12 protein-coding genes are annotated in these 14,663 nt (G+C 64.1%); 8 read left to right on the forward strand and 4 right to left on the reverse strand.

Going from position 1 to position 14,663, the window contains the following annotated elements; genetic code table 11:
* Positions 1–39 precede the first annotated feature (39 nt).
* The 4 genes from E2H86_RS09260 to E2H86_RS09275 all read right to left on the reverse strand — a co-directional run bounded on the left by E2H86_RS09260 (position 40) and on the right by E2H86_RS09275 (position 8,847).
* A complete protein-coding gene (locus E2H86_RS09260) occupies positions 40–594 on the reverse strand; it encodes a DUF4174 domain-containing protein (RefSeq protein ID WP_133326939.1) in 555 nt (184 codons plus the stop codon).
* A gap of 215 nt (positions 595–809) precedes the next feature.
* Positions 810–5,384: an NEL-type E3 ubiquitin ligase domain-containing protein gene (locus E2H86_RS09265; protein ID WP_133326941.1), complete on the reverse strand. Its 4,575-nt coding sequence runs from the start codon at positions 5,382–5,384 to the stop codon at positions 810–812.
* Positions 5,385–5,459: 75 nt separating this feature from the next.
* Positions 5,460–7,820, reverse strand: a complete 2,361-nt coding sequence (locus tag E2H86_RS09270; RefSeq protein WP_133326943.1) for a DNA polymerase II — start codon at positions 7,818–7,820, stop codon at positions 5,460–5,462.
* Between the two features lie 106 nt (positions 7,821–7,926).
* A complete protein-coding gene (locus tag E2H86_RS09275; protein WP_133326945.1) occupies positions 7,927–8,847 on the reverse strand; it encodes a LysR substrate-binding domain-containing protein in 921 nt (306 codons plus the stop codon).
* A 160-nt stretch (positions 8,848–9,007) separates the two neighbouring features.
* Between E2H86_RS09275 and E2H86_RS09280 the strand changes: the two genes are divergently transcribed.
* The 8 genes from E2H86_RS09280 to E2H86_RS09315 all read left to right on the forward strand — a co-directional run bounded on the left by E2H86_RS09280 (position 9,008) and on the right by E2H86_RS09315 (position 14,649).
* On the forward strand, positions 9,008–9,784 hold the full coding sequence (locus E2H86_RS09280) for a YqcI/YcgG family protein (RefSeq protein ID WP_133326947.1): 777 nt from the start codon (positions 9,008–9,010) through the stop codon (positions 9,782–9,784).
* A gap of 2 nt (positions 9,785–9,786) precedes the next feature.
* On the forward strand, positions 9,787–10,416 hold the full coding sequence (locus tag E2H86_RS09285) for a LysE family translocator (RefSeq protein ID WP_133326949.1): 630 nt from the start codon (positions 9,787–9,789) through the stop codon (positions 10,414–10,416).
* A 40-nt stretch (positions 10,417–10,456) separates the two neighbouring features.
* Positions 10,457–11,551 (forward strand): hypothetical protein, encoded by a 1,095-nt coding sequence (locus E2H86_RS09290; RefSeq protein WP_133326951.1) that lies wholly within the window; start codon positions 10,457–10,459, stop codon positions 11,549–11,551.
* Positions 11,552–11,724: 173 nt separating this feature from the next.
* Positions 11,725–12,402: a sel1 repeat family protein gene (locus tag E2H86_RS09295; RefSeq protein WP_133327216.1), complete on the forward strand. Its 678-nt coding sequence runs from the start codon at positions 11,725–11,727 to the stop codon at positions 12,400–12,402.
* Positions 12,403–12,504: 102 nt separating this feature from the next.
* Complete coding sequence (locus E2H86_RS09300; RefSeq protein ID WP_133326953.1) at positions 12,505–13,206, forward strand: AzlC family ABC transporter permease; 702 nt, start codon at positions 12,505–12,507, stop codon at positions 13,204–13,206.
* On the forward strand, positions 13,203–13,517 hold the full coding sequence (locus E2H86_RS09305; RefSeq protein WP_133326955.1) for an AzlD domain-containing protein: 315 nt from the start codon (positions 13,203–13,205) through the stop codon (positions 13,515–13,517). Before E2H86_RS09300 ends, E2H86_RS09305 begins: the two co-directional genes overlap by 4 nt.
* Positions 13,514–14,347: an AraC family transcriptional regulator gene (locus E2H86_RS09310; protein WP_133326957.1), complete on the forward strand. Its 834-nt coding sequence runs from the start codon at positions 13,514–13,516 to the stop codon at positions 14,345–14,347. The genes E2H86_RS09305 and E2H86_RS09310 overlap by 4 nt, the downstream gene beginning before the upstream one ends.
* A 74-nt stretch (positions 14,348–14,421) precedes the next feature.
* Positions 14,422–14,649 (forward strand): hypothetical protein, encoded by a 228-nt coding sequence (locus tag E2H86_RS09315; protein WP_133326959.1) that lies wholly within the window; start codon positions 14,422–14,424, stop codon positions 14,647–14,649.
* Positions 14,650–14,663: the final 14 nt, after the last annotated feature.

The raw sequence follows: 14,663 nt of genomic DNA on the forward strand, positions 1-14,663 counted from the left end.
TCACGGCCCAAACTCGATCGAGTTGTTCTCAGCGACGGATCAGTCTTCGAGCGGCTTGGGCGGCGCTGCCGGTTTAGCAGGTTTGCCTGGCTTGCTTTCCTTGGCCTTGGGCTCGGGCGTCGCCGCCGACACAGGCTCGGCCGCCGTCACCGCCTTTTCGCTGGCAGGCAGCTCGTCCACCGCCTTGAAGATCACCTGTGGGTCGATCTTCTCGCCGCTGTCGTCATCCTTGAGCACGTGCCGCTCGCCATCCTTGCCCACGAGAATGACCTTGGTGCCCTTGCTGGCACCGAGCTTGAGCTCGCGGATCAAGGCCATGGTGGTCTGCTGTTCGAGGTTCTTGTCCTCACGCTTGCCAACCATTTTCGCCACGCTGAACAACACCAGATCGCGCTCTTTGAAACCGGCCTGGACGGTCGGGTCCTTCAGTGCCTCTTCCAGTCCACGCAGGGTAGGGTCGGCAGTACTGGGGGCGATCACCACCAAGGGCCTGGACCTGCCCTGCTCCTTGGCCAGCGGTGCATCACTGTCGGCAGCGAACAACGGCCCCGCGACGGCGAACAAAGTAGCAAGGGTCAGTGACCGAACGAGCATGCGCATCTCCTTATTGTTCAATGAAACCTAAGACTGCGGATCAGGGAGAAAGATCCGGGCTGCGAGCCTAATGCACCCGAGCGTTTCGCGCTCGGGGCAACAGTAACATACCGTTTCCTGGCATTTCCGGATTCGGCCTACAGCACTTAGGGAATGGCCCTACCGCCTGCCTTGAGCATAGCCGATGCACAGATGATGGCGTCGGGCCGCCCTGATCACGACGTCGAAGGTCCAGGCAAATCGCCGATGACTTGCCGGGTCAGACGCAGCATCAACGCCCGTCGCGCCACATCACGCTCAGTGCCAACCCGGTTCATTTCGCTCAGGTAGTCGCCCTCCGGCATGGTAGGCGCGGCCGTCATCAACGCGTCGACCCGTGCATGGAACGCGGCGTCCACCGATTCGAACCGATCGCCGTTGGCCCGTACCAGGTACTCCTGCCAGAAGTCCCGGTCGACCAGCGCCTGACTCAGACGCTCTGGGGTTTCCAAGACCAGTACCTCGTCGCGGGCATGATCGATGTGCTCCTGGTCCAGACCCGCGACTTCGGCGAACAACATGTCGGTAGGCTGTGCCGGCAGATCCAACACTTCCCGCAACCCCACACGGTAAGCGAGCACCACTTCGATCTGGTCCGGATCGGCGCCACCTGCGCGGCGCGCCTCATAGTCACGCTGGGCGATGCGGTCGACCTCATCGAGGCGCCACAGCTGCCTCCCCAGGCGTAGCAGCGCCGCTTCCTCGCCATCTCCACCGACCGCGGTACGCGCCTGCCAGACCAGCATGCGCAGCTCCAGGCCACTGAACGCCAGGGCCGCACTGTCCTGGCAGGTGACCGGCAAACTGGCCTGGGCAAACAGTTCCAAGCGCAGCGACTCGTGCTCGCACATCGTCCTGAGCATGGCGAACACGCGCCCTGCCAGCACCACCGGCCGTTGTTGGAAATCGGCGGTCTGCAACAATCGAGTCAACGCGCGGAAGAAGTCCTGGCTACCATCGTAAACCTCCAACTCGTCCCACATGGATGAATACAGCGTCCGCTGAAGCGTGTCGGCTGCGTCCAGCCAATGCTGCCGGGCACTGCTCTGGTCGATGTTCTCGGCCTGGATATCTGCCGACCAGCCGTGGTACTGCATGAACACGCTCAAGCGCTGTTGGTCGGACTCGGACAACAGGTTCCCGTCCAGCCGGATACTGGCACTGACCCAGGCCGGCGCCAGGAAGAACCGTTGCGGCAAGCGGCGGATCCGGTTGTCCCGCAGGTCGGCAACGGTGAGGTCCAGACGCGTCAGCAACCCCATGGGCAGCTCTTCGATGCCGGTTGCGCGCAAGTGCAGGCGACGCAGGCGCGGCATGCCACTGACCGAGAACGCTTGCCCCAAGGGATTGTGCGACAGGTTGATGTATTCCAGCTGATGCAGGCGCGCGAGCATCCTGCTCTGCAAGGTGTCCATCACGATCTGGTTGTCGAACAGGTCCAGTTCGCGAAGCGCGGGCAGGCGCGTCAAACCGGAAGGAATTCGCGTCAAGCCGTTGCTGGCCAACTCCAGCGTACGCACAGCGGGAAACGCCCGGAGGAAACCGGCAGGCACATCGCTGATACCGATCGACATCAACGAAAGCTCGCGCACATGGCTAAAGTTGATCTGGTCCGGCAGGTCAGGCAGACCGTTCAGTTCCAGGTGGCGGATGGTCAGGCGATAGGCGTCTGGCAAATCGACATTGGCCCTGATGGCGCGACGCTGCCAGCACGCCCGCAGACCTGCCGCGAGTTCGCGCCGGTCCGCCCGTTGCCGGCGATTGCTGGCCAAGCGACTCCAAGCCTGCAAGTAGCCATCGAGCGCCTCCAGTTCAGCGCCGAGGCGAGCGAGCTCCGTCTCGACGTTACGCCCAGCCTGGCTTACCCGGGCCAGCCAGTTCTCGACCTGATGATCATCGAACGTCGGATACAGGGCACGAACCAGCGCATACAATGCACGCGGTCGGTCGCGCAAGCCGCCCCGACCGCTCAGGGGATAGCCCAAGCGCCCGTCCGCCAAACGCTGCGGGGCGTTGAACCATGAGTCCGTACGCCCACTCTCGAACAAGCTGGCCAAGCGAGCTCGGCGTTGCCCGGCCATCCCGCCCAGCAGCGCGCGCAGGCTGGCCGCCGCGGGGTGGGCCAAACCGATGGACTGGCGCTGGTGATGATCGAAGGCAGTCACCAGTACTTCGAACAATTCGCCGGGCCCTGCCACCACACGCTGCTGCTCCATGAGCAGGAAAGCGCCGTTGTTGTGCACCAGTTCGAGCACGCGCTGCGCATCCGGGCTACCGACGCTCAGCAACAGCGGCCCCTGCCGCGACGCCTCCATCAGCCGCCAGCGTATGCTGACGGGGGCACCCGGCAAGTCTTCGAGCAGGCTCAGGGTGATCCGCGCCAGGTCCGCATTTTGCGGGGCGTCCAGGTACAACCCTTCCAACCCCCGGATCAGGCGTATCCCGCGCACGCTCTCACGTGAAGCCTGCGCCAACCGTAACGGTACACGTCCCTGCTCGACGACAGCCTGTCGCTCGCCCGGCGTGGCCGCTTGCAGCAATGCCCTGGCAGCGCGCGCATGCAGGCTCGGGAACATGCGACGCAAGGTCGCCACCGAGGCTTCATCGTCTTGCTGCTGGGCAACATAGAGCGCCTGAAACAAGGCCTCACGACGCAGCTCGGCCAGTTCGGCCAGTGCCTGGTCACTGCGCAGCACGCCATCGCTCATGGCCAACAACTGCTGCATGGCCTGGCGATCGGTGCTCACCCCGCCGTGGTGCAGGGCCTCGATCAATTGGCCGATCCGCTTGTCGATGAGGAACCGGCTGACGCTGTCGAGCAGCTCGGCAGTCGGCGCTTCCCCGTGGACATGCAAGGCACGCAATCGATCGGCATCGAGATCGTGAATGAACAGCAGCAGGTCGACCTGTCGATCGTCCACCTCGGCAAATGCGCCGCCCAGGCGGCGAAACATTCGGGGAACCTGCTCCCAATCGCCCGGGTGATCGGACCACAACCGCCAGGCACCCGCGCGATTGTGGCAAAGGCCAGGAGCGTGCCCTGCCTGGGCACGCAGTTGCCATTGATCATCGACGGCACGTTGCTCGACGGCATAGTGATGCCCGTCCATCTCGACCCATGCCTGGTCTCCCGCCCGGTACACACCGGCCTCGTCACGGATGGCTTCGGTCGGGGGTGCCGCAACGCGAAACGGGCTCAGGTCGGGCTGCCATAACTTGCGCACGCCATCGTCGAGTTGCGTCGGCACCATGCTGTCTACCCAACTCGATCGCAACCAGGCTGCCCGGGCCACGCCGACCGCCGCACCGGTGGCTGCCACGGTGGCGACATCGATGGCCACATTCACCAAGTGTTCGAGGGCCTCTGCGCCATACCCATCGTGCCAAGCCTGGATGCCTTGGAACACTTCATCGAGCAACTGCCACGCGGTGTATGCCAGTAGCGCCAATCCCACACCAGGGATGAAGAAGCCGGCCAGGTTGATCAGCGCCCAGCCTTCGGCCAGCAGGCGCTGGTCATGGGCGTGCTGCACGGCCCTGTCCAGTTGGGCGACCGGCACGGCAATCATTGCCGCGTCGTCTTCGATCTGCCGGATGCGCGCCGTGCCCAGGGTATCGAACCAAGGCGTCGGGCACTCGCGTAGTCGCTCCTGCAGGTTGATGTTGGCCAAGTCCGTGACGCCGTCATAACCTTCGACCACGGCAGTGAAAAAGGCCTGACTGCTACGTCGCCGCACGAACCGTGCGAAAAACCGCTGGTACTCGGCGGTGCGCAGACGCTTGCCCAGGGCGTTGGCGAAATGGCGCAGGTCCGGGTAGGCACGCCAGGGCGCTTGCGGGTCACCAGGAATGTGCACCAGCACCCGGTGCGAGGCGCTATGCAGGGGGCTGTAAGTCTCATCCCGAGCATCGAGTACGAGAATCTGTTCGAGATGACAGCCAAGCAGGTCGAGCTGCTTGACCTCGACCCGGTGACCGTGCAGCTTCAGCGAGGTATGCAGCCCGCACAGGGCAACCAGCAGTGCATGTTCATCAGCATCGACCTCGCCCTTGATCAGCGCCACATGGGCATCCGCCAGCATGGCGTAGCGATGGCCGCGGGCGAACAGCGAGGACACCGTCGGCTCAGCCCCAGACTCGTCGCCATCGGCGTGACCGGTGGCTCGCAGCACCGAGGCCAGATGCTTCTGGTATGCGCCGCCGAGGTCCAGCTTGCGGCACACGGCGGCGAACTGAGTCGCGCTGGGCAACGCCCTGGCGGCAGGCTGATCGGATTCGCCCTGCTCGTCGCTGGACGGCTTCGGGGCGACCAGTCGGTTGCCGACCAACTGGCCGTTGGCCTGGCCCTCGGCCTCGGTGAAGTTGCGCAGCGCCGCCTCCAGCAGCGGCACCTCGGTATAGACCGGCACGGTGACCGGGTAGCCGATCGGTTGCGATGTCACCACCGGCTCCCGATGGCCCCAGCGCAGACGCAGCGTGGTGACATCGTGGCCACTGCCGAATGCCTGGTCCATGGCCAATTGCAGCCGTGGCCGAGCGAAGTCGGCGATATCCGTCACTCTGCCCAGCACGCCCCTGACGCGCTCATTGAAATACAAGCTCAGGCTCATCGCCTCGCCCAGCGCACGTAGGTGCTGCACGCTGGCCGTGCGCAGCCAGTCAGGTAGCCGCTGGGCGATCAGCCAATCCTGGTAGGCCTCATGGTAGGTGGGTGGGTTGGAAGGGGTGTACTGCTGACCGTCGCTGCTCATCCTGGGGTTCCCTGCAAGAAAAGCGCAGGCTAGACGGGCGACACGAAGGCCGGTGACAGAGTGATACCACCTGTTTCAGAACAACGCCAGTTGCTGGTCGATCAAGGCCGCGAAACTGTCGCCGATCATCGGCAGAATGGCATCGGCCACCGGTTGCAACTGGCGACTGAGGTAGTGTTGATAGTCGATGGGCGAGCGGTGGTTCTCCAGCGGTTCAGGCCCGGACACGGTGATCACGTAGCTGATCCAACCGCCATTCTGGTACTGCCGGGGCCGCCCCAGCTGCTGGTTGTAGTCATCGGCCAGACGCGCCGCACGCACATGCGGTGGCACGTTGCGCTGGTAGTCGGCCAGGGGCCGGCGCAAGCGCTTGCGGTAGACCAACAGCTCATCCTGTTCACCGGCCAGAGTGCTACGGACGTATTCGCGCAGGTATTCCCGGTACGGCTGACCACGGAAGATCCGTCCGTAAAGCGCTTGCTGGAACTGTCGCGCCAGCGGCGACCAGTCGGTACGCACCGACTCGAGTCCTTTGAATACCATGTCGTCGCTGCCGTCGGCGCGCTGTACCAGCCCGGCATAACGCTTTTTGCTGCCCTCGTCGGTGCCGCGGATGGTCGGCATCAGAAACCTTCGATAGTGGGTTTCGTACTGTAGCTCCAAGGCACTGGCCAGGCCCATCTCCTGCGCCAGATGCTCGCGCCACCACTGGTTGATCTCGGCTACCAACTGCCGACCGATGCTGGCGGCGCCCTCCTCGTCATGGGCCTGTTTCAACCAGACGAAGGTGGAGTCGGTGTCGCCGTAGATCACATCGAACCCGCGCGCCTCGACCAGCGCACGGGTCTGGCGCATGATCTGGTGGCCGCGCATGGTGATCGACGAAGCCAGGCGCGGGTCGAAGAAGCGACAACCACTGGAGCCGAGCACGCCGTAGAAAGCGTTCATGATGATCTTCAGCGCTTGCGACAATGGCGCGTTGCCGGCGCGCTTGGCCGCTTCGCGCCCCTGCCATACGTCCTCGACGATAGCCGGCAGGCAATGCTGACTGCGCGAGAAACGCCCCCCGCGAAAACCCTCCACCGAGTGATCGTCGTCCGGTTGACGCAGGCCCTCGATCAGGCCTACCGGGTCGATCAGGAAGGTGCGGATGATCGAGGGATACAGGCTCTTGTAGTCGAGCACCAGAACCGAGTCGTACAGCCCTGGCCGCGAGTCCATGACGAAGCCGCCGGGGCTGGCCTCCTCTGGCCGGCTGCCAAGATTGGGGGCGACGAAACCCAGACGGTGCATGTGCGGGATGTACAGATGGCAGAACGCGGCGACCGATCCACCGCTGCGGTCTGCCGCCAGGCCAGTGACCGAAGCCCTTTCGAGCAGGAACTCGAGCAGACGAGTATGGGCGAAGATCCGCGTGACCAGTTCGCAGTCCTTGAGGTTGTAGCGGGCCAGGGCCGGCTTGTCCTCAGCGAACATGCGATTGATCTCGTCCATGCGCTGGTAAGGCGTATCGATGGCCTTGCCCTCGCCCAGCAACGTCTGCGCGACATTTTCCAGGCTGAACGAAGGGAAACTCCAGGTCGCCGAGCGCAGTGCCTCGATGCCATCGATGAGCAGGCGTCCGGGGGCATCGGCGAAGACGTGACCACGACTGGCGTGGCTGCGCAGGGTCATTGGAGCGCCCTTGCGTCCCAGTGCCAACGGTATGTCCAACTGACGGGCGTGCTCGTGGAGAATGCGCAGATCGAACTGGATCAGGTTCCAGCCGATGATCGCATCCGGGTCGTGGCGGGCCATCCATCGGTTCAGGCATTCGAGCAATGCGGCGCGGTCGGCACAGTAGTGCAGGTCGAAGTCCAGCTCGGTGGCCATGCCCTCGTCTGCCCCGAGCATGTACACCTGGCGTTGGCCGTAGCCCTCCAGGGCGATGCTGTAGAGCTCGCCGCGCTCGCTGGTCTCGATGTCCAACGAGACCAGCCGCAACGGCGGTCGATAGCCTGGCGAAGGCTTGAGCTGAGCGTCGCACAGCACGCCCTCGCCGTCTTCCCGCCCGGTGAAACGCACCGGGGCAGTGATGAAGCGCTCCATCAAATAGCGCTCCGGTGGGCGGATATCGGCTTCGAACACCTCGATGCCAGCGCTGCGCAAGCGCTGCTCCAGCTGCAGCAACTGGCGGTGCTGGCGGCAATACAGGCCCAGTACCGGACGCTGGTCGAAATCGCGCAGCTGCAACGGCTTGAGCGCTACGCCGGGCTCATCGTTCAACACCGCCCGAGCATGTGCGGCCTGGGCCTGCGGCAGGAAGGCCACCGACTCCTGGGGAGCCAGGCGCAGCAAACGCGGGCCCTGGTCGGTGGCGAGCCAGAATTCCACACAGGTACCCTGGGGCGTATCGTGCCAATGCCGGGTCAGGACGAAGCCCTGCTGCAACTCCACTGCGGTATTCCTCGAAACGCCCTGGGGCAAAAGCTGGATTCTACCTCAGCCGGGCAGTGCCGGTTCAGCTGCGCGAGCGGCACCAGGCAACGGCCCTACCCTGGTCTCAGTCGTACAGGTAGTGGATGTCCTTGTGCGCCAACGGCGGCACCTGGCTGAGCAGATACTCACGCAGCTTGAGCATCTGTCGCGCTTTGGGGCTGGACTTGAGCCAGGCCATGTAATAGCCGTCGCCCGTTGCAACCGCATGCTTGAACGGCGTGGCCAGGCGGCCGGCCGCCAGGTCGGCACTGACCAGCGTCAGGTCGACCACCGAGATGCCCAGGCCCTGCTGCGCCGCGGAAATGCCTTGGTCGAGGGTGTCGAACACCTGCCCCTTGTCGATGCTGATGTCCAATGCATCCATACGCGCCAGCCAGCGCCGCCAATCACGCCTGTCCGGCGAGGGGTGAAGGAATTCGCATTGGCGCAGGTCGGCCAGCTCCGGCTGGGCCTGGGTCATGTAGTCGGGTTGGCAGACCGGGATCAGCCACTCGTCGAACAGCTTGAAGCTCTCGACGTCGGCGGCAAACCGCCCATTGCCCAGCAAGATCGCACAGTCGTACGGTTCGGAGTAGAAGTCCACCGTGTCGATATCCATCCACACGCTGGACAACTGCACACTGCAGTTGTCGTCGATCCTCTTGAAACCGTCCAGCGCCCGTAGCAACCAGCGCACGGTCAAGGTCGAGGGCGCTTTCAGGCGCAGTCCGTAGCGGTCCTGGCGCAGCAGTGCGCAGGCATTCTCGATGATCTTGAAGCCGACCTTGAGCTCCTGGGCCAGCAGTCGCCCGTGCTCGGTCAGCCGCAGCTTGGGGCCACGACGCTCGAACAGGTCGCAACCGAACATCGATTCGAGGGTCTTGATGTGGTGACTGACGGCGCCCTGGGTCAGGGCCAGTTCTTCAGCCGCGCGCGTGAACGAACCGTAGCGCGAGGCCACCTCGAAGGCCCGAAGGGCATGCAAAGCCTGAATCCGTTCCGACATGAAGCCCTCGCAGCATGAGTAAGACTAATAGTAGGTCATAGTTCCACGCGTTTTACAAGCTGACAAGCGTTCCAGAAAATGCAGGTAAAAAACCAAGATAATTAACCATCTTGCCTGCATATGACTGGATCACCCACTTAACAAAACGCCTGGGGAAATCATGTTTACGGGTTATGGAAATTGCTATCGCCTGGACGCGCTAGAGCTCAACTCTGAACATGTCCGGCACTGCCAACACTGGACCTACCAGACCATACAACATTTTCGCGGGGTGCTTGCCAATCCCGACTTTCCGTGCCTTTTCGGGCGCAAGGCCGTGGCTGGAGAAAGCTGCCATATTCTTTTCGCCCGCGCCGAGCATCTGGCCGACGATATCGCCCGCGGCCTGTCCGACTACGTCGCTACCATCAAGCCGATCCCGCTCAAGCAGCGCATCGGCAGCCCGCTGGTGGTGTTTCTGGAAACCCCTGGCGACAGCACCTTGGCACAGCAGCAGGCACTGGCCTGGAAGGTCCTGGAGGGCGTGCACGCGCGCGACCCGCAGCCCTGGCCACAAGCCATGCCCACCGACCCACAAGACAGCGACTGGTCGTTCTGCTATGCCGGGATGCCGCTGTTCATCAACATGAACTTTCCAGGCCACCAGCAGATGAAAAGCCGCAACCTGGGGCCGCACATCACCTTCGTCATCAACCCACGCGAAAACTTCGACGAAGTCGCCAATGCCGCGACCGAGAGCGGCAGGCGTATCCGTGCGCGGATCCGCGACCGGGTCCGCCACTATAACGACGGCGTGGTGCCCGACACCCTGGGCGCCTTCGGCGACCGGGACAACTACGAGTGGAAGCAGTACCAGCTGCAGGAACAGGGTTCGCTCAACCCTTCGCGCTGCCCCTTCCACGCCCATGCGACAACCGATACCGTGATCGAGAACTGACCGTGAATACCGCACTGACCGCTACCTACGCCCTGACCGTCCTGCTGCTGATCGCCACGCCCGGCCCGGTCGTGGCACTGATCGTCAACACGGCCGCCGCCTCTGGCTCGCGCAAGGCCATTTTCACCGCCGTCGGCACCAATTGGGCCTCCCTGGTGCTGATCGGCGCCGCAGCCTGGATCATCATGACCAGCGCCGCCATCGACAGGACCTGGCTCAGCGGCATGAGCCTGCTGGGCTGCCTGTTCATCGGCTACATCGCCATCGGCACCCTGAAAGACGCACTTCAGGCACCGTCCCCCGAAGCGTCGGGCGAGGTCGCCCGCGCGGTGCGCGGCGGCGGCTTGTGGCAAGGCTTCATGGTGGGCATCTCCAACCCCAAGGACATCATTTTCTTCATCGCCTTCTTCCCGCAGTTCATCCAGATCACCGAGTCGTTCGGCAAGAGCATGGTGGTCCTATCGCTGCTGTGGGTCGCCATCGACTTTGCAGTGCTCAGTCTCTACATCTTCGCCATCGGCAAGATCGCCTCGCAGCGCAGCAGCCGTCTCATCTCGCTGGCCTCGGGGGTCGCGCTGTTGCTGATCGCCGCAGGCGGGCTGGCCTACAACATCAAGGAGTTGGCGGGCTGACGGTCTTGCGCCGACACCACGCCCGCCATCACGGAGTCTCATGCGACCGACCGACACCACCCGCTCGTTACCGGAGAACCCGTCGCCTCTGCAACAGGATTACCAGCATTTTCTGTTGCTCGGTCGACGCCGGCTCCCCCATACCTTGCATATGCACGAAAGCGGATACCGCTCCGGCACCATCAACACCGACGCCCTCGGCCTGCGCTACAGCCACTGCGCGGGCAAGCGCTTCTCCGCCGCCGAACGGGGTGGCGCGCCGCGGGTCAACTTGCTGGTCGGTGGCTCTACGGCCTTGGGCATCGGTGCCAGCGGCGACGAGCACACGGTAGCCTCGCACCTGTCGATGCTGACCGGCGAGGTGTGGCTGAGCCTGGCCGGCTGCGGGCTCAACGCGAGCCAGGAACTGCTGCTGTTCCTCAGTCACCAGCATCGCTTCGGCAAGGTCGGCCACGTGGTCGTGCTCAGCGGCCTGAACAGCCTCGCCCACGAGGCCTTGGGCGAAGTGCTGGGAGCTGCCAACCAACCGCTGCAGGCGGCGGCCTATCAGGACTTTCTCAACAGCTTCAATGAAGGCGTCACAGGCACCGACGGGCAACCACGCAAACCGCTCTGGCGCCGCTTGCTGCAGACCCTGGCACCGCGTCCAGCACCCACCGCGGTACCGTGGTCGCTGTCAGCGCCGAGCAAGCGCCTGAATCGCGCCGCCGACAGTATCGGCCGCACGCTCCTGCAATGGGACCGATTGCTGGCAGGTAGCCACACCAGCCTGACCTTCATCCTGCAACCGTTGCTACCCTGGTGCCGCGATACGCTGCCTGCCGGCGAACAGGCGGCCCTCGAGGCGCTGGAGCGAGAGCCGGCCAATTTCGACCGGCTGCTCGACGGCGTCTTCGACAGCCACTTGCATACCGCCTTCTTCCGCCGCATCAAGCAGCAGGCCGACCCTGTGCCGTGCTACGACATGAACAGCATGCTCAGCAGCTCTCCGGTCTTCGGTGCCGATTTGTTCGTCGACCGCCTGCATTTGAACGATTTGGGCAACAATGCGCTGGCCAAGGTGATCACCGCCAAACTCGGTCTGGCCCAGGAAAAGCACGCCCAGCGCAAGGTGACGCCGATCAAGCTCGTCTGACAATGTCGCATAAGCCTTTCAGCGCACCCCCGCCCATGGCTAGAATACGCCGTCGTCTTGTTTCGCCTGAGGCCAACGGGTATCTGCATGAACATCGAAGTCGTCCATCCGCAGCTGACTGCCTGCCTCGCCCCTGGGCTGAACGAGGTCTGCCTGTGAGCCGCGTCCACCTGATGGGCTCGTTGCTCCTGGCCCTGGCTCCTTGCAGCGCCAGCGCGCTGGAAGTGCATATCGACCCCCATGCCGACCTGCTGTACCGCCAGGCCCTGCCGTTGCTCGAGCAGGCCGATGCCCAGGACGACACACCGAGCACTCTGCGTACCGCTATTGGCACCGACCCCGAACTCACCCGCCAGGGCCAGGCCATGGCGCGTACCCTGCCCACCGCGGTGGCGCTGCTGAAGAAATCCGTGGCACTGGGCCACCCGGTAGCGCAGTATCGTCTGGCGTTGTACTACATGACCTACCTGCCGGCCGCCCAGATCCCCGATGCCGCCTGCCCGCTGCTGGAGTCGAGCCTCAAGCAAGGCTTCGCGCCGCCGGCTACGGCGATCGCCACCTGGTGCCCCCCCTACAATGCCAGCCCGGCTTACCGCAGCGACCTCGAAGCAATCCCCAGCATGGCGACCCTGTATGCGCCTTATTATCCGCAACCCGCCGCACGCCTGGCCTGCAGCCGCAGCCAACCGCAAGGGCTGGAGATGCAATGGGGGCGCCAGCGCGATTACCAGGCCGAGGTCTACCGCCTGCTCGGCGACCTCGACCCGTCGCAGCGCCAGGCCCTGCTGCAGAAAGCCGTGGACATCAACGGCTGCGCCGCCGCCCAGCAACGGCTGACCAGCCATCGCTGAGCCTGCCTGGGCGCTGATGCGCTGAGCAAGATCGTTCAAGCCACCCGATGGCCGCTCTGGCATGCTGGCAGTCCGACCCATCCATGCTTTGACCTCGCCACCATGTCCAGCCCATCGTCCATTGCTCGTCACGCCTTCTTGCGGGGTGCCATTGCCATCTTGCCACTCTCGCTCGCCGTTGCGCCCTGGGGCCTTCTGGCAGGCTCCATGGCGATCGAGGCCAACCTCAGCGCCTGGGAAGGCCAAGGGCTCTCGGCCATCGTCTTCGCCGGGGCGGCGCAACTGGTGGCCATCGGCATGCTCAAGGGCGGCGCCAACCTGGTATCGATCCTGCTGACGACCCTGCTGCTGACGTCCCAGCACCTGCTCTATGGCCTGTCCATGCGCCCTCTGCTGTCCAGCCAACCCCTGCGCTGGCGGTTGGGATTGGGTTTCTTGTTGACCGATGAGTTCTTCGCCCTGACCAGTCAGCACGATCAGCAGCAATTCAATCGCTGGTACGCGCTCGGTGTTGGCTTGACCTTCTACGTCGCCTGGAACCTGTTCACCTTCGCCGGCATCATGCTCGGCAAAGCCATTCCACACTTGGACCAACTGGGGTTGGATTTTTCCATCGTCGCCACCTTCGTAGCGCTGATCGCGCCGCTAGTGCGTAACCTGGCCACCTTGGTGTGCGTGGCCGTGTCGTTGTTCTGCTCGGTGCTGTTCAGTCACTGGCACTGGGACACCGCCCTGGTCAGCGCCGGCTTGCTGGGCATGGCCGCGGGCTTCGTCTGTCAGAAATTCTCGGGGGCCCGCCAATGACCTGGTTGCTGATCTTCACCATGGGCGCGGTGGTGTTCCTCAACCGCTATGCCTTCCTGGAGCCGCGCCTGCCACTGCGCCTGAGCTCCAATGCACGACAGTTCCTGGGTTTTGCCGTGCCCGGTATGCTCACCGCCATTTGTGGCCCGATCATCTTCCTGCCCGACCATCAGCTGAATCTGAGTCCGCTCAACCCCTATCTGCTGGGGGCGGTCGCCGCCGTGGTGCTGGTGCTGTTGACCCGCCGCGTGTTGCTGAGCATGCTGGTGAGCATGTTGATTTTCTTCCTGCTGCGTAGCTGGCTGACATGACCCGCCCCCTGCGCGAACAAACCCACCTCTGGCAGGCGCCCGCCCTCGGCGATGTCGAGATGCTGCATGCCCGCTATTACCAGCAACGCTTCGCCCCCCATGTGCACGAAGGCTATGTGTTCACCGTGATCGAGTCCGGCGCCCAACGCTTCTGGCACCGCGGCAGCGAGCACCTGGCGCCGCAAGGCAGCATGGTGCTGATCAATCCCGATGAGCTACACACCGGGGCCACGGCCGACGAAGCCGGCTGGCGCTACCGTGGCTTCTATCCCGAGCAGGCCAGGGTCAGCGGGGTGCTGGATGAGCTGGAGCTGGGTCGTCGTGACATACCCCACTTCAAGGCCAGCGTGATCCACGATCCGGCCTTGGCCGGCGCCTTCAGCCATTTGCACAGGTTGTCGGAATCTGCAGCCAGCGCTCTGGAACAACAGACCGCGTGGCGCCACGCAGTGCTGGCGCTGGTCCAGCGCCATGGGCACTGCGCCGAGCCGGCCGCGGCGGGCAACGAACCCTTGGCCGTGGCCCGCGCCCGCGAATTGCTGGAAAGCCGCCTTGCCGACCCACCTTCGCTGGAGGCGCTGGCAGCAGCGGTCAACCTGTCCCCCTTCCACTTTGCCCGGGTGTTTCGCCAGGCCACTGGCTTGCCGCCCCATGCCTGGTTGAAGCAGCGGCGCCTGGCGCGGGCGAGGGAGTTCCTGCGCAGTGGCCTGGCTGCCAGCGATGTTGCCTTCACCCTGGGTTTCGCCGACCAGAGCCACCTGAACCGCCAGTTCAAGCAGGCCTTCGGAGTCACCCCAGGGGCTTACCGAAACGCCTGTCTGCAGGGCTAGGCCAAGCGACGGTATGCCGCAGGCGTAGCCACACAGCACTGCTACACTGAGATGGCTGAACGGAGGTTCCTGCCATGTCCGAACGAGAAATCACCACCCTCCTGACGCTGATGACCCAGCGCCAGGCCTGCCTGAGCAGTGCCTGCAAGGAGATCGCCGACTGGATCGACCGGCAGGGCGACGTGCCTGCGGCCGGTAAGATCCGTGCCAGCCTCAAGGCTATCGAGGCCGACGAAGCCCAGGTCCGCAGGACGCTGACGTCGCTGAACCTGGATCGGCCGCTGCCGCGCTTTCGCAGCTGAGCCGTGAAACGAAC

It is taken from the genome of Pseudomonas putida (assembly GCF_004357765.1).
In the GTDB taxonomy this organism is placed as follows: Bacteria; Pseudomonadota; Gammaproteobacteria; order Pseudomonadales; family Pseudomonadaceae; genus Aquipseudomonas; species Aquipseudomonas putida_U.

Bases quoted from the DNA above. Each gene is read 5' to 3' on its own strand.
- E2H86_RS09300 (WP_133326953.1), top strand. From the start codon at position 12,505: ATGTCCAGCCCATCGTCCATTGCTCGTCACGCCTTCTTGCGGGGTGCC.
- E2H86_RS09310 (WP_133326957.1), top strand. From the start codon at position 13,514: ATGACCCGCCCCCTGCGCGAACAAACCCACCTCTGGCAGGCGCCCGCC.
- E2H86_RS09290 (WP_133326951.1), top strand. From the start codon at position 10,457: ATGCGACCGACCGACACCACCCGCTCGTTACCGGAGAACCCGTCGCCT.
- E2H86_RS09275 (WP_133326945.1), bottom strand. From the start codon at position 8,847: ATGTCGGAACGGATTCAGGCTTTGCATGCCCTTCGGGCCTTCGAGGTG.
- E2H86_RS09295 (WP_133327216.1), top strand. From the start codon at position 11,725: ATGGGCTCGTTGCTCCTGGCCCTGGCTCCTTGCAGCGCCAGCGCGCTG.
- E2H86_RS09265 (WP_133326941.1), bottom strand. From the start codon at position 5,384: ATGAGCAGCGACGGTCAGCAGTACACCCCTTCCAACCCACCCACCTAC.
- E2H86_RS09260 (WP_133326939.1), bottom strand. From the start codon at position 594: ATGCTCGTTCGGTCACTGACCCTTGCTACTTTGTTCGCCGTCGCGGGG.
- E2H86_RS09280 (WP_133326947.1), top strand. From the start codon at position 9,008: ATGTTTACGGGTTATGGAAATTGCTATCGCCTGGACGCGCTAGAGCTC.
- E2H86_RS09305 (WP_133326955.1), top strand. From the start codon at position 13,203: ATGACCTGGTTGCTGATCTTCACCATGGGCGCGGTGGTGTTCCTCAAC.
- E2H86_RS09315 (WP_133326959.1), top strand. From the start codon at position 14,422: ATGTCCGAACGAGAAATCACCACCCTCCTGACGCTGATGACCCAGCGC.